Raw genomic sequence first — 17,364 nt, forward strand, 5'->3', positions numbered from 1 at the left:
CAGCAACTGTTGCGGTTTTACAACGTATTAATCTATTGGCATCATGCAATATTTCTTGAACAATAATTTTTAAGGGTATTTATATGAAACCAAATTCATTGGGTTTTTTAGGTTTATTGGGCTTTCTTGGCACTCTTGGTTTCGTTCTTGATAAACCATCATTTTACGGGCTTTATGGATTATTTGCTCTCTTTAGTTTATTCGGAATTCAATCCAAGAACAGTAACAATCGTAAAAAATAAATTCGATAAAAATATTTATTTATTTGCACCAATTGCTTATGAGAAGCATAAATTTTTATTCACGGGAATGAAAATTACCGGATCACAAAAGTATGACATTTCTTTACCCAGATTTCCGCTGGCATTGGGTATCCGGATTAACACGATGAATCCCATTCTGACTTAATGGACAATAAGTCAAACATATCATCGACCGATAATTCGACTGCATTAGTTATTGAACGGATCCAAAACAATAAATATCTGAACGAATTCATCCGTCTCCCTTGGCAGATTTACAAAGATTATCCTCATTGGATTCCCCCTCTCATGCGGGATGTGAGGTTCAAATTAAATCAATCGAAACATCCTTTCTTCGAGCACGCAAAAATCGAATTATTCATCGCCAGACGAGGAACAACTATCGTCGGACGTATCGTTGCAATTGTTGACAACCGTTACAACGAATTCCATAAAGAACGCACCGGATTTTTCGGTATGTTCGAGTGTTCCGAAGATTACGAAGCGGCTAAAGCATTATTCTCTTCCGCAGAAACATGGTGCAAAAATCAGGGCATGAACCGAATTCGAGGACCGATGAATTTAAGCATGAACGACGAATGTGGATTCCTACTTGAAGGTTTCGACCGCGATCCTGTTATGATGATGCCGTATAATCCAAAGTACTACCTTGAATTTTGCGAGAGGTACGGTTTTGTTAAAGCGAAAGATCTTTATGCCTTTCTGAAAAGCGACATAGGAGTAGTCGATCGGGTTGCGAAATTAGTAGAGCGGGTGAAGAAAAAAGAAAATGTTGTAGTCAGACCGGTTAACCTGAAAGATTTTAACAGCGAGGTAGCGATCATCAAAGATATATATAACGCGGCGTGGGAACTGAACTGGGGTTTTGTACCGATGACTGAAAAGGAAATGGATCTCATGGCGAAAGAATTGAGACCCATTTGTGAACCGGAACTCGTTTTGTTTGCCGAAGTCAACGGAGAACCGGTAGGTGTAAGCATCACTCTTCCTGATATGAATCAGGTGTTGAAAAAGCTCAACGGAAAACTTGGCCCCATCGGTCTCTTAAAATTTCTCTATTACAAAAAGAAAATTACCGGGGCGCGGGCGATCGTGTTCGGCATTAAAAAAGAATACCGGCTCACCGGTATCAGCAGCGTGTTGTATTACGAGACAGTAAAGAGAGGTGCGCGATTAGGATACACTTGGTGCGAGATGTCGTGGAACCTCGAGGATAACGATCTGATCAATCGCTTCGATGAAGCTGTTGGCGGGAAACTGTACAAGAAATACAGAATTTATGAAAAAGAGCTTACCTGATCTATTAGATTAACGATGATAGCCTTGTAGTTTTAGGAATAGTTTGATTATTCCTAAGGTGCGCATAATTAAGTCCATAATATTCAAAACAAATTTGATAATTTTAAGTATAATATGGAAGTTACTTGGAATAAAAATCTTTTCAATCATTGAAGTAATTGTTTGTAGTAAAACAATGAGCAAGCTAATAAAACCGCTACAACCCGGCATTTGCGGAAAACCAAGGGGGGAAATCCATTGAAAAAAATGAATCAAGAAAACATTCTAAAGAATGTCCTGGAATCATACCATAACCTTATCGAACATCTTAAACTTGGTGTTTATCGCAGTACACCCGGACCACAGGGAAAATTTCTCGAAGTCAATCCCGCCCTTTTAAAAATGCTTGGCTGCAAAAGCCGGAATGAACTCCTTAACCTTCCAATTTATCAATTTTATCAAAATCCCAAGGACAGGCGCCGGTTCAGTGAAAAACTATCCCGCAAGGGAGTTGTGTATAACGAAGAGTTGATTCTTCGGCGAAAGAACGGTTCTCCCCTGATAGTCTCCGAGATAGCTGTTGCAGTTCGCGACAGCTATGGAAAAGTTTTATTTTTTGAAGGACTGGTGGAAGACATAACAAACCGTAAACAATCCAAGAGGCAGTTCGACCTTCAAAAAACATATCTTGAAAAACTCTTTAATGCGGCTCCGGAGGCAATCGCATTGCATAATAACCATGACCGTATAGTAGACATCAATGATGAATTCACAAAGATGTTCGGGTACACTCGCGAAGAAGCAATAGGTAAACAAATAAATGAACTGGTAGCACCTGAAGAATTGCTTGAGGAGGCAAAAGATATTTCTCATCGTGTTATACTTGGAGAACGTATAGAATTAGAATCTAAAAGGAAGCGAAAAGACGGAGTTCTTATTGACGTATCGATTCTTGGAGCTCCGATTTTTCATCAGGGGAAACAGGTCGGCGATTATGCAATTTACCGAAATATCACGGAACGGAAAAAAGCGGAAGAAGAAATACGAATTCAGAAAACTTACATGGAAGGTCTACTTAACAGCGCACCCGAGGCAATTATTTTTCACGACACGAATGACATTGTAGTAAATGTAAACAATGAGTTTCTCAAAATGTTCGGCTATACTCGCGAAGAAGCAATTAGTAAACCGATCAATTCACTCGTCGCTCCAATAGAATTGAAAGACGAAGCAGCAAAACTTTCAGACACCGTTATTCACGGACATCGAGTGGAGGTTGAAACAAAACGCCGGAAAAAAGACAACACATTATTTCACGTTTCAATTCTTGGAGCTCCAATCTTTCATCAAGGGAAGCAAATCGGTGTATTTGCGATTTATCGAGACATTTCGGATAGGAAAAGAACAGAAGAAGAAATCCTCATACAAAAAATCTATTTCGAGCGATTATTCAACAGCGCCCCTGAAGCAATCTTACTGCACGACAATGATGATCGCGTAGTAAGTGTGAACGAGGAATTCGTGAGGATGTTCAACTACTCACGCGAAGAAGCAATCGGCCGTCCTGTGAACGAACTTGTTGCTCCGACTGAATTAATGGAGGAAGCAACTCGCTTTTCACAGATGAGTTTTAGAGGAGAGCGTGTAGATGCTGAGACAAAACGTAAGCGAAAAGATGGAACGCTCATTGATGTTTCTGTACTGGGTGCACCCGTTTTTCATGAAGGAAAACAAATTGCTGTATACGCGATTTACCGGGATATCACTGAACACAAGAGATTAGAAGAGGAGCGCATTCGCGAGAAACAAGAAGCACAGATGGCAAGGGATATACAATTAAACTTTTTACCTAAATCCAATCCGATAGTTCCGGGATATGATATTGCCGGGAAAAGTTTACCGGCTATGAATGTAGGCGGAGACTATTATGATTTCATCCGGTTAAACGATCACCAAATTGCAATCGGGCTTGGTGATGTGAGCGGAAAAGGATTAGCGGCATCGCTGGTAATGGCAAACTTGCAAGCAACTATTCGTAGTGAAGCATTGTATGGTTCTGACCCGGCACATTGTCTCGAACGGGCAAACAAACTTCTTTTTAACAGCACCGATGCACGGACTTTTATATCTCTATTTTATGGGATACTCGATACCGGTAACAACTCACTTATCTATGCTAATGCTGGTCAAGATCCTGCTGTCCTCTTTTCCGAAGCAAAGTCACCGATATCGTTATCGACTCGAGGTATGGCTCTCGCGTTGACAAACGATGCTGACTATAATGCTCGAACCATCTTTCTGAATCCGGGTGACTTCGTCATATTTTATTCTGACGGAATTACTGAAGCTGTGAATGACAAAATGGAAGAATTCGGGAGAAACCGAATTTGGGATCTTGTCATCAATAACAAAACAGAACCATCAGCCATAATACTCGATAAGCTTTTCGATGCAGTTCATGGGCATGCAAACAACGGCTCAGATCAGGATGATATGACGGCAATTTTACTGAAACGCATTTGATAACATTTGGATGTACACCTTACAATAAATACCGGATTTATGAAAAGGAACTTTGATATTACGGATAGCTACTCATACATCGTCCCCTTCCCTGCCTGCCAGCAGGCAGGTCTAATTTTAGAGAAAGGGGAGCGTTTGGGTGGAGGTTGAGTTCAATTAATTCTCCACCCGGATTTTCAAACAATATATTTCTTAAACGAGTGGTTGCAATTTAAATATGAGTGTTGTACATTCAAATCGAAATGAAAATTATAAATAATATGGAGGACACTCTAGTTTTGGGAAAGGTACTCATCACAGAAAATCCAATAATCGTGGCATTTATAAACGGGAAAAAAGAATTGTTAATACATTAGTTATATGATATGCCGCTCGGATAAACAGTTATGAATGGTAAATGTCTTCTTTGTTCAAAGAACAGGACACTCATATTAAGCCACATTATTGCCAAGTTCGTTTTTGCTTACTTGAAAGAATCTGCCCCAAGTGCTATACGTACAGTTTCTGTACCAAATCAACGAGTCCAAGATGGAATCAAAGATTACCTACTATGTGGAGAATGCGAGCAACTTTTTGGAACATGGGAAAAAGCTTTTTCTGAGTGTATCTTCCTCCCATTGCACGACCCATCGCCAATGACTTCTCCTATTCGATATGAATCGTGGGCAATCAAATTTGCAGTCTCAGTTTCATGGAGAGTATTACATCATTACTTAGAAACCGCTTCATCGGAGTTTACTGAAAAACAGATGGAGTATACTAGACGTGCTTTCACAGCTTGGCGTTCATTTCTTCTAGAAAAACAAAAACATCCAGGTGAATTCGAACAACATCTATTACTTTTAGATACGGTCGAAAACCATACGGCGAGCGATACATCTCCATTCTTGAACCGTTATTTCTTAAGGACGATTCACATGGATTTACTAACAACTGATACATCCATCATGATTTACACCAAGATGTGCCGTATTATTATTTTTGGCTTTATACGTCAGAATAATTCAAATAGATGGAAAGGAACAAAATTACATATCAACCATGGCACGATAGTTCCAAGAACAAGATATATTATACCGGCTGGCTTAGCTGCTTATTTTAATGAGAAAGCGGACGAAGCAAAGGCTGCATTGAATTCTTTATCACCAAATCAAGAACGCAAAGTTGAAAACGCAATTAAACAGAATCTTGATGGAATTGCAAATTCAGAGATATTTCGTGCAATAGCATCAGATTTTGCTCAATCTGGAACAAAAGCATTCAAGGAACAGAAGAAACGATAAAAGGCTAAACAAATACATCGAACTTTTATGAACGGTATATAACATAACACTATGTACCCATTCCGTTCGTGCGTCATTGCGCGTGCACGGCTTGTGCACCTTGTTTACGCTACATGCCCTTCATCTTATTACCTACTCTTCCAAAGTCTTTCCATTACAGAAATCTCTCCTGCTTTAAAAAACCTCATCAAATACATCAGCATCAAGAAAAGTACAATCAGGAATATATTCCAAAGAAAAACTATCTCCTGCCAAGTTGTAGAAATCCGAAAGTTTGCTTATGTTTTATATGAAAGGAGAAATGATATGACAGTTCAGCAGATAGAAAAACAGGTATTAAAATTAGATGCATATTCTCGTGCAAAGCTTGCAAGCAAGCTTCTATCAAGTCTTGACGAACTTTCCGACGTAGAAAATGAAAAATTATGGACAGAAGAAGCAATCCGTCGACACAACGAGCTATCGAGCGGTAAAGCGAAACCCAGGTCAGCGAAAGTAGTATTCATGAATGCACGAGCACGACTGAAATGATTAAAACTGTTTCATTTCACGAAATGGCAGAGTTAGAGTTGTATGAAGCCGCGAAATATTATGAATCACAAGCGTCTGGTCTAGGATTAGTCTTTCTCAATGAAGTCAAGCATGCCACAAAAGCTATTCAACAAAATCCCGAATCATCCCCACGAATCTTAAAAATTGTTCATCGAAAATTATTACGGCGTTTTCCGTACAGCATAATGTACTCTATCATAGATGAATCAATTTATATCCTGGCAATAGCGAATCAAAAACGACGTCCGTTTTATTGGCGGAATCGGAAAGAAACCTAGAAGAATAAATAATTTATTGTCTTACCCTCCTTCAAAGTTACTTTATAACAAAGATATCTTTTCTTTTATAAACTTCCTTACTTAATTTAAAGCAAGGGTATACCCTAATAATCCATTTGCAATAATAAGGATATAATCTTACAATACGCCGCGCTTAAATACTATCAGAAATATCACTAACTCCTTTTTCTTCTCTCCTGTTCCAGAGTTTTTTTATTACAGAAATTTCTCCCGTTTTAAAAAACTTCATCAAATACATCAGCATTAAGAAAAGCACAATCAAAAATATTTTCCAGAGAAAACCAATTACCGCCGTGCCGGACAACGCCTCAACCGGCATGAAATAATATAACATTATCACGACCGATGCCGAACTGGTAACCTTAAGCAAGCGGCTGAACTCATAGTTCACCGGATATATACGCTGGACAACGATATACATAGTCACAGCCATGATGAAGTAAGCAATAAACGTTGCCCACGCCGCACCCAACATTCCGAAAGGAGGAATCAATAGAAAGTTTGCCGCGACATTCACAAAAGCGCCAATACCTGTAACAAGAGGTGAATACTTGGTTTTCTTCTCAATATAAATTCCCGCTGAGAGATTTGTAGAGATGCCGAGGAATAAATAACCAAGCAAGACAACCGGCACAATATTCAAACCACTCCAGTAACTTTGTCCGATTATATGCCTGCCGAAAATACTGATCTTCGCAAAATCTCCGATGAAGAAAGTCAGCACTAAAAAGATTGCCGACATAAACAGGACAAGATAAGTCAGCACGCGCGCGAAGATTTCTTTCGCATTCGCTTCTTTAGACATCGAAAAATAAAATGGTCTCCATGCATAATCGTACATTGAAACAATCAACATCATGAAAATTCCTAACCGGTAATTCGCCTGATAGATTCCAACGGTCGCATCATCCGTAAGCGCGCGGAGAATTGGCCGATCAATAACTTGGATTGCCATTGCCGCAAGTCCCGACGGAATATACGGTAATCCGAACTTCATCAGTGCCTTCCAGAGCGGCAGGTTGAATTCTTCTGTGAGATAACGGAATATTGTCGGCATCAGTATCAATACCGTCAGTGCAGAAGCGGCAAGTCCGCTTATGAACACTCCAATCACACCCATCCTGAAGACGAGAAGAAGAATGAGATTCATTCCCACATTCACAACTATGTTAAGAAACTTGATCGTCGCGAACAGTTTCGCTTTGTGCTCCATCCTCAGCGCCGCGAACGGAATGATTGCAATCGCATCGAATGCTAAAATGCCTACTGTATAAAGCAGGATCGATTCATATTCTATCGGAACATTTATCATTTTCAATATCGGCGATGCGAGTAAAGCGAGTACCATTGAAAAAATAAACGACGTACCAAGAAGCGATATGAACGGTGTACTGAAATTTTGCTTTGCTGTTCCAATCTCCAGTGTTGATGAATATTTAAAATACGCAGATTCCATCCCGTAAGAATAAAAGACATTAACGAAAGCGATCAGGGAATAAACATAAGCAACAATCCCGTAATCGCCCGGGGCAAGAACGTTTGTATAAAACGGAACGAGAAGAAAATTAAGGAAGCGGCCGAGAATGGTGCTTATGCCGTAAATTGCCGTCTCGGTTCCGAGTCGCTTAATTTGCTGAAACATTCAGACAGATTTTGGTAAGTGAATAACCTTTAAAGAAATATCGAGCGCTTTCGGAGAGTGTGTGAGAGCTCCGACAGAAATAAAATCGACTCCCGTTTCCGCAACAGTTCGAACATTTTGCAATGTCACATTTCCGGATGCTTCCACCTCCACTCGATGACCGATGAGTTCAACCGCTTTTTTCATTCCATCAATCGAGTAATTATCGAGCATGATACGGTGGATTTCTTTAAATTTCAATGCCTCTTTTACTTCATCGATATTTTTTGTTTCAACTTCGATTTTTATCTTATATTTTTTTGTTGAAAGGAAATCCAGACAAAGTTCGATTGCACGCGTTATTCCTCCTGCCGAAGCGATATGGTTATCCTTAATTAAAACCATTTCGTCTAATCCGAACCTGTGGTTCGTACCGCCGCCTAACTTGACAGATAATTTATCCAGATATCGCAATCCCGGAGCGGTTTTCCGTGTATCGGTTATTTTCGCACGGGTTCCACGAACAGCTTCGACAAACTTCGAAGTTATGGTTGCTATACCGCTCATCCGCTGAACAATATTCAGCACGGTGCGTTCTGCCCGTAATATAGATCCGAATGAACCATCAACCGCACCGATAATCGTATTGGTATCGACAATCGATCCATCGGCGATGAAATGTTTGAACTGCAGTTCCGGATCGATAAAATGAAATATTTTTTCGGCGATTTCAATTCCTGCAACAATTCCCTGCTCTTTCGCCAGCATTTCGCCGTGCCCCAATAAATCGGGTGGTACAATCGACTCGGTTGTGATATCCCCGAGTCCGACATCTTCAACTATCGCTTCTTGGATTATTTGATTAATTTGTCCGTTATCGTAATGCTGATCCATCATTTCCCTCCAAATTATTATCATCAATTATTAATATTGGAATATCATTTTCGATTTTATAAATCTTATCGCATTTTAAACATTTGAGTTGATTTTCTTTTTCATTATAATCAAGGTCATCGAGACACTTCGGGCAGCAGATTATTTTTAACAATTCCTGAGATAGCATCTCGTTTTCTCCTTATCTATTTTTAAGTGTATCGGAAAACAATTTTGATACGACATCAAGAAATATTTTCGGTGCGCGTGTCGGCTTCCCGGTCAGCGCATTTATGAAACCGTGTTTCGTGTAACCGGCAACAAGTAACTCGTTAGAGTCCGCATTCAAGATTGCGTATTCAATAGTGATGCGCGCTTGAGGCGCTTCCGTGAGCATTGTTTTAACATTAAGAAGGTCATCGTATCTTGCCGCTTTGAGGAATCTCGCATGAGCTTCTATGACCGGTAAATAAATTCCCATTCCTTCAATTTTCGGATACGGAATCCCTATTTCGCGCAATAAATCGGAGCGCCCTTGCTCAAAATATTCGAGATATTTCGCATGATACACCATCTTCATCTGATCTGTATCGGCATAACGAACGCGAATTTTAGTGTCAATGGAGACCATCGATAGTTGTGGGATGTGGAATATGAGTTATGAGTTATTGATATTTTTACTTTTTACTTTTTAATTTTGCATTATTCTTCATACTCGCCCATCTTAGAAAATTTTTCTACACGTTTTTCGATTAACTTATCAGTTTTAAGTTTTTTTAATTTCGAAATTTCTTCCAACAAAATTCCTTTTAGAATTTCTGCCGCTTGCAGCGGATTTCTGTGAGCGCCACCCAGTGGTTCCGGCACTATCCTGTCAATAATCCCCTGTGCAAGTAAATCGGGAGCGGTTAGTTTCAATGCTTCGGCAGCTTGTTCTTTAAAGTTCCAGCTTCTCCATAGAATGCTTGAGCATGACTCCGGAGAAATAACAGAGTACCATGTATTTTCCATCATTAAAACTCTATCGCCAACACCGAGACCGAGAGCGCCACCAGACGCTCCTTCACCGATAATGACAATCACTATAGGAACAGGTAAATGCGACATCTCGAATAAATTTCTCGCAATTGCCTCAGCTTGTCCGCGTTCTTCCGCTTCCAATCCCGGGAAAGCTCCCGGCGTATCGATAAGAGTAATTACTGGACGTTTAAATTTTGCCGCGAGCTTCATCAATCTTAAAGCTTTACGATAACCTTCGGGATTCATCATCCCGAAATTTCTGTAAACGTTTGATTTTGTATCACGACCTTTCTGCTGCCCGATTATCATCACCGGTTCACTCCCCAAAAATGCAAGTCCGCCCACAACCGCTTTATCATCACGGAACGAGCGGTCACCATGAAGTTCTATGAAATCGGTTGTCATCATATTTATATAGTCGAGGGTATAAGGCCTATCAGGATGACGAGCAAGTTGAACTTTTTGCCAGCGAGTCAATCCTTCGTACACAGATTTACGGAGTTGATTGACTTTTTCTTCCAACGTGGTTATTTCCTCGCCGAGATCCAGCGACTCGGAATATTTTTTCATCTCCGCTATCTTTTTCTCCAGCTCAATAATCGGTTTTTCAAATTCTAGTACCGTTTTTGCCATCAGTAATTTCTTTCCTTCTTTATTATCATAGTTATCGTCTTAATCAAAATCTCAAAATCAAGAATCAACGATTGATTCTTCGCGTAATACAAATTATAATTTTCAATCTCCTCGATTGTAAGGTCGTTTCGATAATTTAATTGAACCAGTCCTGTCACACCGTATTTCCCGCAATACTCATGCATTTTATTATCATCTGAAGATAATAAATAATTAGGAGGCCCAACCAGACTCAATTTTCCTTTCATCACATCAGGAATTAATATAATTGTTTTTCCAAATTTTCCCAACGGGGCTGACGATTTTTTACGAATTAAAATAAACGGATAAACTAACAATAATAAAATACCGGCGATTATTATATCGAATATTCTTTTCAGAATGCGTCTGGACGTTTTATTGATATTATAATCGATGTCAACCAGCGGTATATCATCAAGCTCATCGATATGCGTTTTACCAACTATGACATCGAGACTGCTTGGAACCATTCTGAAGTTCACAGCTCTGTTTGTGCCGCGCGCGATCACCGTTAGAATATCTGTATAAGGAAGCGAATCTGTTGAAAATATCACATCTGAAACTCTTTTTTCTTCGATAATCTTACCAATATTGTCAATACTTCCGAGAATTTCAACTCCGGAAATTTGCTCTCCGATATATTTTCGAGACATATCGATAAATCCCACCACTTCGTAACCGTCATCAACGCGTGTTCGAAGTTTGCGCAGCAATTCCTCTCCTTTTTTATCGACTCCAACGATAAGAGTTCTGCGCCCGAACAAACTCCTTTTTTGATGTTCAGGGGATTTCAAAATGGAACGAGCGATCAACCGCCATCCGGGTAAAAGGAAAAAATTAAGGACTCCCGATATTGCAACGACCATCCGGCTGAAAGCGTATTGCTTGAAAAAGAATGTCAACGCTGAAAGTATTATATACCCGAATATCACCGCGCCACTCGCATGTGTTGCCGATAATTTCCGCTTTGTGTAAATGCCGAAAAAATACATCGAACTGATTATGATTAAAGCGGGAACGATAAAAATAACCGGGTATGCGTGAGAAGGGAAATGTAATATTTCTCCGAACCAAATATATTCTCCGACCAATAAAGATAAATTCACAAAAACAAAATCCGATATCGGCGCCTGCAATTGGCGGATCGATTTACTGATCAACGCGGCTAATTCTCTGACGGCAATTCCGAAACTTAACAATCCCGTGGAGATTATCCCCCTGGAGAAATGCTTTTTCACAAACAGCCGCATTGCTTCGTAAAACAATTTCACTTCATCTATGTTGCTGCGCCGTACACTTTCTCCTTTGTAATGGATCACTTGGGTTTCGTGTACATAATATATTTTCCATCCGGCTTCTTTAATGCGGTAACACCAATCAAGATCTTCCCCATACATGAAGAATTGCTCATCAAGTCCGCCAACTTCTTCCGCTACTTTCCGTCGCACGAACATGAACGATCCGCTAACTGCGTCGACTTCATAAGATTTTTCCGGGTCAAGATATTCAAGATTATATTTCCCGAAAAGCGGAACACGTGGAAAAAGATTACTTAATCCGATAATTTTCGTGAAAGCAACCCAGGGTGATGGGAAACTGCGTCTGCAGGCAAGTTGTAATGATCCATCCGGATTGAGTATCTTACATCCTGCTAATCCTACATCCTTATTTCTTTCGAGAAAATTCAACATTATCTTAATTGTATTCTCTTGAAGTATGGTATCGGGATTCAGTAGTAGAAGATATTCTCCTTTGGATATACGAATACCCTGATTGTTAGCCGCCGCAAATCCCACATTTTTATTGTTTACCATTAAATTGATTTGCGGGAATTTTTGCCTCACCATCTCGATACTTCCATCGTCCGACGCGTTATCGACAACGATGATTTCACCGTCGATACCTTTGAGCGCTTTCAATACGGAGTTCAGAGAATTTTCTAAGAACGCGCGAACATTGTAATTTACTATGATTACCGAAACCTGCATCGCCGTGTTAAAGTTTCCCGAATATTTGTTGAAACTTTAATTTCCAAACCATAAAAACAGCTTCGTAAACGATCTTCTTCGACATTTTAGAAACCCCGGATTGCCTGTCCATAAATATTATCGGATGCTCGGATAATTTAAATCCTTTATTCCATGCTTTATAATTCATTTCGATCTGAAATGCATAACCGTTAGAATGAATTTTATCCAAATCGATCGCCTCTAAGACCTGTCTGCGAAAACATTTAAAACCACCGGTTGCATCCTTTATCGGCATCCCGGTTATTACACGTGTGTAAACATTCGCGCCGTAACTTAAGATCAAACGTCTGATGGGCCAATTGATTACGCGTACACCATCTGTATAGCGTGAACCGATCACAAGATCGCAACTCTTAATTTTATCGATAAAGTTTGGAAGCTCGTCGGGGCTATGAGAAAAATCAGCGTCCATCTCACAAACAAAATCGAATTTATTTTCGATCGCGTATTTGAAACCGGCAACATACGCGGTTCCTAAACCCATTTTGCCTGCGCGGCGAATCAGATGAATGCGCGGGTTTTGTGCTTTTAATTTCTCAACTATGTTCCCGGTCCCATCCGGCGAGTTATCATCGACAACGAGAATTTCAATTTCAGGGGATTCTCCAAGAACCTGTCCGATAAATTTTTCAATGTTTTCCGCTTCATCATAAGTCGGTGTTACTACGAGTGTTTTTGGCATAGAGAAGATCTCAATTGATGATTGTTTAAATTAATATTCTACCCATAATCTGATCGAACCATAATGATCGTTTTCAATCAGATGTAGAACATTTTTTTCTATCTGTTGATATTCATACAGGCCCGAGATGAAGAAATTCGTTAACGGTTCATATACAGCTTTCAGTTGAAAACGATATGTTGTTTCCATATCTCCTTCCAAAAACCTTGCTGTTTCTGAATCGTATTGGCGGTGACCATGGTCTATATTGCCGCCATAATTTTCTAAAACTATACCGTCGATAATTTTGTTTTCACCGTGGCGCGATTTTCCAAAACCAATCCATGTCCGCAGCCGTTTATTTGGGCGATATGCAAATTGCAAAACTAATTCATCGGAATTCGGTTGCAGGTGATGAGCTAAACCGATTGAGTTATTCGTAAATGAATTGCCGGATATTCGGTTACTGTAAACGTACGGTTCCAAACGGGTATATTCGATAAAACCGTCGATATTTTCAAATCCTGCCAAGTCAGTCGCAATCAAACCACCCTGCCAGCCGAATTCATTCCCCCACCAACCGGTTCCCATTTTTTTGAAATCCAGATCATCGATAAGCCAGGTGCCGTAAAATTTATAACCGGCAAAAGGGAATACTTCAAGATCGAAATTTAAAAATGCGTTATCTTTATCGCGAAGTGAATGTTCCGATGATTTATAGAAATTAATCGGATTCATATAAGCAAAATCAACCGAGTTCCTTTGGTAAAGGATCATTTCCGATAATCCGACATTCATTACATTAAACAGTGAAAATTGAGCGCGATGAAGAGCGAGATATTTATTCGATGCCGACATCTGATCGACGAGCGATCCTTGCATGAACAAAAATCGGAACGATTTATATTGGAAATCTAATTTCAAAAAATCAAAAACAGGCGCGTTCGAAGAAAGAAGCAGGCGGTCGGAATATCCTGTTCCGATCATATTATGCTCTCTGCCGAACTCAAGATTGAACCAATCGAGATCGGCACGAAGATAAGCTTCGGTAAAATCGAAATATGGCGAATCAAGATCGTTTAGTTTAACATTCCCCTTCAACCGCGGATCTGATAATGCGAATTCTCTGTTACCATACATTGTTCCGTTCGTCGCTTGCAAATAATATCCTAACCGATTCTTAATCGTCCCGCGGATTCTGCCGCCGTGTTCCTCGAATGTTGAATATGCCGCACCGTAACTATCACCGGATATCTGCCGATGTTCCAATGAACCTATAAATTCCATATAAAAAGAAATCGTGGAATCTCTGAAATCATAAAGATATTTTTCTTTATCGGAAACAAGATTCTCGAATGAGCTTCCACCGAACAAAACAGCAGGATTCTCATCGGAGGGATTTATCTCATGCATAAATTCTTCTCTGAATTTATCCAGATATTCAACCTCTGTGTTATTGAGCTTATCCCTTTGTTCATCAACCCTGATCAGATATTCTGCAACTTCTTTTCTCGAAATTGGAATCATCGTATTTGAATAAAGCGGAATAATTCCTTTCACTCCCATCCTATCTAAAAATTCGTACACCTGATTATTCACCGGAACATTTTCAATCTGAGATAACGAAACGTTACTAACAACAATGATCATTGTCCATAACCAGATTAATAATCTTCTTAACAATCGAATATCGAACATCGAATATCTCACATCCCAAATCCCAAATCTCATTTAATGTCCTTTCCCCAATAACACTACCGTGATTGTATTGAGAAGTATTTTAAAATCCATTCTCAGCGACATATTCTCAATATAGAAAAGATCATACTGGACTTTCTTTCTAACATCCTCTATATTTTCATCATATTTGTGCTTAACCTGCGCCCAACCGGTTATACCGGGGCGCACTTTGAGCCGTCGTTTGTAAAGTGGAATTTCCTTTGAAAGCTGTTCAACAAAAAAAGGTCTCTCCGGTCGTGGACCTACCAAACTCATGTTTCCATCTAAAATGTTAATGAGTTGTGGAATTTCATCGACACGCAGTTTGCGCAAAATTTTACCGACACGCGTAACGCGTGGATCTTGCCTGTTTGCCCAGACCGGACCTGATTCACTTTCGGCATTAGCGAACATTGTTCTGAACTTAATAATCGGGAAATGCTTTTCATCTTTTCCAACCCGCTCCTGAGTGTAAAAGACCGGACCTTTAGTATCAATTTTGATTGCAATTGCGACAAGAATCCAAATAGGCAATCCAATTAAAAGTACAATCGCAGAGAATAAAATATCGAGCGTTCTCTTGATTGCCCGCTCCCATGGCTGCATTATCTCGGGCATTATTTCGATAAGCGGGAAACCATAGATTTGATTTGTTCGCGCCTGTCCGCTTATTATATCGTATAGGTCGGGAATAATTTTCAAACCGACTGCCCGCGTATTGCATGTGGCAATGATGCGAAGCAGATTATCGTGCTCAGAAGAATCGAGAGCTATAAGTATCTCTCTCACATTACTCTCATCAACAAACATTGGGAGATCTTCGATTACACCTTTTATCGGGATACCATCGTATTCAGAATCATTTTTTCCGTTGGTAACCGGAACAATCCCGATGATTTTATATCCGAGGGCTGGAGAATTTTTCACGGATTTGAAAAGCTCGCGTGCTCTATCCGACCAACCGACGATCAGAGTGTTCCGTAAACCGATTCCAGCCATCAGCAAACGACGCTGAAATGTGTGCATTAAAAAACGTCCTGAGCCGACAAAAGTGAGCATTAACACCCAATACAATAGAATGAGCAACCGCGATTTAAGTGGCGAGCCAACACCACCATCGTCAATAAAAATAGCGAAGAATAAAAATAACACTCCGAATGTTGTCGCTTTGAATATAGTTGCAAATTCATCGAAACGAGATTTCGCGTACCAAGGGCGGTAGAGTCCGAAAAAGAAAAATATAATAAGCCAAAATATTCCGACTGCAATCATCGGAACAATAAAATCGGGTTCTACCGAATATGTGAGCCATCCGCTTTTAATTCGGAAAAGATAATAGCACAACCAGGCACAACATACAGCGACCAGATCGATTGATATAGTTCTGATTTTTTCGCTCATGCTAATTATATTAACGCTTTATATCCCATGTTGAACGTTGTAAACCCATTACTGATTTAAAAAATCCTATGAAAAGTGCTAAGTTCATTGCAATAAAATAATAAGGAAATCCTAAAATACCTAAACCGGTTTTTTTCTTTTCAAACAAAAACCCGATTGCACCCGTAAGCATAAAGACAATCTGAATATAAAATAACAAACCATAAAACTCCGATTTCAGCGCCAATATTAACGATAAAATCAAGATTGCCAATAGAAAAAACGGAGCAAACCAACGAATAATTTTATGAGACCAAAGCCCGAACGCTATGAAGCCGTACTTTGGATTTAGCAGATCGATGAACTCAGAAATACCATTAAAATTCGATGCACCAATTCTTACTTTTCTATGGAATTCTCCGATTACCGTACCGGCAGAGTCTTCGTATGCTATCGCCTCCGGCTCATACAATATTCTATATCCGCGTCTTACAACTTCCATAGGAATCAGAAAATCATCCACAATTGCTTTTGATACCGGTAATGGCTTGAACAAAGATTTACGGATCGCATACACTCCACCTGTCGCTCCAAGTAATGTTTGGTATCGGCTCTCCAATTTTTTTAAAATACTTTCATACTGCCAATATGAAGTTTCACCAATCTCGCCGACTGATTTCTTGTTTATCTGAAGACGGAGTTCGCCGCAAACGCCGCCAATCGACGGATCTTGAAAATGTTTTACAAGTTTTCTAATCGATAATTTATCGTACATCGTATTTGCATCTGAGAATACAATAATTTCTCCGTTTGCTCCGGGAATCAGCTTATTTAATACGTTTGCTTTACCGGTGCGCTTTTGGAATTTCTCAACCTTTATATTAGATACTGAAATGCCAGACAAAATAGAATTTGTTTTATCATTCGAACCATCAGACCCGAATATGAATTCGATCTTGTCTTTAGGGTAATCGAGAAGAAATATGTTATTAAATTTTTCGGAAAGAATATTTTCTTCGTTATACACGGAGATAACAACCGATACTGTTGGCAGATATTCCTTGTTCTCAAAACTGTTGACTCGCTTTTTAAACAAAGAAATGACAAAAACAATAATAGGATAGATACAATAAGTGTACAAAACAATTCCGGTTGAACACCAAAGTATAATTTCGATTGCCCGCATCAAATCTTCTTTCTAAACATAG

The 17,364-nt window shown here is 39.6% G+C and carries 15 protein-coding genes; 6 read left to right on the forward strand and 9 right to left on the reverse strand.

The annotated features are described in order from the left end of the window. Positions 1-83: 83 nt before the first annotated feature. From HZB59_02900 to HZB59_02925, 6 genes are all read left to right on the forward strand, one after another. Entirely contained in the window at positions 84-242 is a 159-nt protein-coding gene (locus HZB59_02900; GenBank protein ID MBI5020361.1) for a hypothetical protein, read from the forward strand. Between the two features lie 165 nt (positions 243-407). Then, entirely contained in the window at positions 408-1,562 is a 1,155-nt protein-coding gene (locus HZB59_02905; GenBank protein ID MBI5020362.1) for a hypothetical protein, read from the forward strand. A gap of 246 nt (positions 1,563-1,808) precedes the next feature. Further along, positions 1,809-4,064: a PAS domain S-box protein gene (locus HZB59_02910; protein ID MBI5020363.1), complete on the forward strand. Its 2,256-nt coding sequence runs from the start codon at positions 1,809-1,811 to the stop codon at positions 4,062-4,064. Between the two features lie 386 nt (positions 4,065-4,450). Beyond that, entirely contained in the window at positions 4,451-5,347 is an 897-nt protein-coding gene (locus tag HZB59_02915) for a hypothetical protein (protein ID MBI5020364.1), read from the forward strand. 306 nt (positions 5,348-5,653) lie between these two features. Continuing rightward, positions 5,654-5,878 (forward strand): addiction module protein, encoded by a 225-nt coding sequence (locus HZB59_02920; GenBank protein ID MBI5020365.1) that lies wholly within the window; start codon positions 5,654-5,656, stop codon positions 5,876-5,878. Continuing rightward, entirely contained in the window at positions 5,875-6,177 is a 303-nt protein-coding gene (locus tag HZB59_02925) for a type II toxin-antitoxin system RelE/ParE family toxin (protein ID MBI5020366.1), read from the forward strand. Before HZB59_02920 ends, HZB59_02925 begins: the two co-directional genes overlap by 4 nt. Before the next feature lie 154 nt (positions 6,178-6,331). On the opposite strand, the gene HZB59_02930 is transcribed toward HZB59_02925, so the two are convergent. The 9 genes from HZB59_02930 to HZB59_02970 all read right to left on the reverse strand — a co-directional run bounded on the left by HZB59_02930 (position 6,332) and on the right by HZB59_02970 (position 17,342). After that, positions 6,332-7,840, reverse strand: coding sequence for a polysaccharide biosynthesis C-terminal domain-containing protein (locus tag HZB59_02930; protein ID MBI5020367.1), 1,509 nt, complete (start codon positions 7,838-7,840; stop codon positions 6,332-6,334). Next, complete coding sequence (gene nadC, locus HZB59_02935; GenBank protein ID MBI5020368.1) at positions 7,841-8,713, reverse strand: carboxylating nicotinate-nucleotide diphosphorylase; 873 nt, start codon at positions 8,711-8,713, stop codon at positions 7,841-7,843. A 181-nt stretch (positions 8,714-8,894) separates the two neighbouring features. Continuing rightward, on the reverse strand, positions 8,895-9,323 hold the full coding sequence (locus tag HZB59_02940) for an acyl-CoA thioesterase (protein ID MBI5020369.1): 429 nt from the start codon (positions 9,321-9,323) through the stop codon (positions 8,895-8,897). A 71-nt stretch (positions 9,324-9,394) separates the two neighbouring features. Next, a complete protein-coding gene (locus HZB59_02945; protein ID MBI5020370.1) occupies positions 9,395-10,348 on the reverse strand; it encodes an acetyl-CoA carboxylase carboxyltransferase subunit alpha in 954 nt (317 codons plus the stop codon). After that, a complete protein-coding gene (locus HZB59_02950; GenBank protein MBI5020371.1) occupies positions 10,345-12,354 on the reverse strand; it encodes a glycosyltransferase in 2,010 nt (669 codons plus the stop codon). The genes HZB59_02945 and HZB59_02950 overlap by 4 nt, the downstream gene beginning before the upstream one ends. Positions 12,355-12,361: 7 nt before the next feature. After that, positions 12,362-13,078, reverse strand: coding sequence for a polyprenol monophosphomannose synthase (locus HZB59_02955; protein ID MBI5020372.1), 717 nt, complete (start codon positions 13,076-13,078; stop codon positions 12,362-12,364). Positions 13,079-13,108: 30 nt separating this feature from the next. Continuing rightward, the gene (locus HZB59_02960; GenBank protein ID MBI5020373.1) at positions 13,109-14,788 is read right to left on the reverse strand and encodes a hypothetical protein; all 1,680 of its coding nucleotides are present in this window, start codon (positions 14,786-14,788) and stop codon (positions 13,109-13,111) included. Further along, a complete protein-coding gene (locus HZB59_02965; protein MBI5020374.1) occupies positions 14,789-16,177 on the reverse strand; it encodes a sugar transferase in 1,389 nt (462 codons plus the stop codon). Between the two features lie 10 nt (positions 16,178-16,187). Next, the gene (locus tag HZB59_02970) at positions 16,188-17,342 is read right to left on the reverse strand and encodes a glycosyltransferase family 2 protein (protein ID MBI5020375.1); all 1,155 of its coding nucleotides are present in this window, start codon (positions 17,340-17,342) and stop codon (positions 16,188-16,190) included. Positions 17,343-17,364: the final 22 nt, after the last annotated feature.

The organism is Ignavibacteriales bacterium, assembly GCA_016214905.1.
In the GTDB taxonomy this organism is placed as follows: Bacteria; Bacteroidota; Ignavibacteria; order UBA10030; family SZUA-254; genus PNNN01.

What these genes read in the sequence shown, in the direction of transcription:
- HZB59_02900 (MBI5020361.1), top strand. Translation starts at nt 84, where the DNA reads ATGAAACCAAATTCATTGGGTTTTTTAGGTTTATTGGGCTTTCTTGGC.
- HZB59_02905 (MBI5020362.1), top strand. Translation starts at nt 408, where the DNA reads ATGGACAATAAGTCAAACATATCATCGACCGATAATTCGACTGCATTA.
- HZB59_02910 (MBI5020363.1), top strand. Translation starts at nt 1,809, where the DNA reads ATGAATCAAGAAAACATTCTAAAGAATGTCCTGGAATCATACCATAAC.
- HZB59_02915 (MBI5020364.1), top strand. Translation starts at nt 4,451, where the DNA reads ATGAATGGTAAATGTCTTCTTTGTTCAAAGAACAGGACACTCATATTA.
- HZB59_02920 (MBI5020365.1), top strand. Translation starts at nt 5,654, where the DNA reads ATGACAGTTCAGCAGATAGAAAAACAGGTATTAAAATTAGATGCATAT.
- HZB59_02925 (MBI5020366.1), top strand. Translation starts at nt 5,875, where the DNA reads ATGATTAAAACTGTTTCATTTCACGAAATGGCAGAGTTAGAGTTGTAT.
- HZB59_02930 (MBI5020367.1), bottom strand. Translation starts at nt 7,840, where the DNA reads ATGTTTCAGCAAATTAAGCGACTCGGAACCGAGACGGCAATTTACGGC.
- nadC (MBI5020368.1), bottom strand. Translation starts at nt 8,713, where the DNA reads ATGGATCAGCATTACGATAACGGACAAATTAATCAAATAATCCAAGAA.
- HZB59_02940 (MBI5020369.1), bottom strand. Translation starts at nt 9,323, where the DNA reads ATGGTCTCCATTGACACTAAAATTCGCGTTCGTTATGCCGATACAGAT.
- HZB59_02950 (MBI5020371.1), bottom strand. Translation starts at nt 12,354, where the DNA reads ATGCAGGTTTCGGTAATCATAGTAAATTACAATGTTCGCGCGTTCTTA.
- HZB59_02955 (MBI5020372.1), bottom strand. Translation starts at nt 13,078, where the DNA reads ATGCCAAAAACACTCGTAGTAACACCGACTTATGATGAAGCGGAAAAC.
- HZB59_02960 (MBI5020373.1), bottom strand. Translation starts at nt 14,788, where the DNA reads ATGAGATTTGGGATTTGGGATGTGAGATATTCGATGTTCGATATTCGA.
- HZB59_02965 (MBI5020374.1), bottom strand. Translation starts at nt 16,177, where the DNA reads ATGAGCGAAAAAATCAGAACTATATCAATCGATCTGGTCGCTGTATGT.
- HZB59_02970 (MBI5020375.1), bottom strand. Translation starts at nt 17,342, where the DNA reads ATGCGGGCAATCGAAATTATACTTTGGTGTTCAACCGGAATTGTTTTG.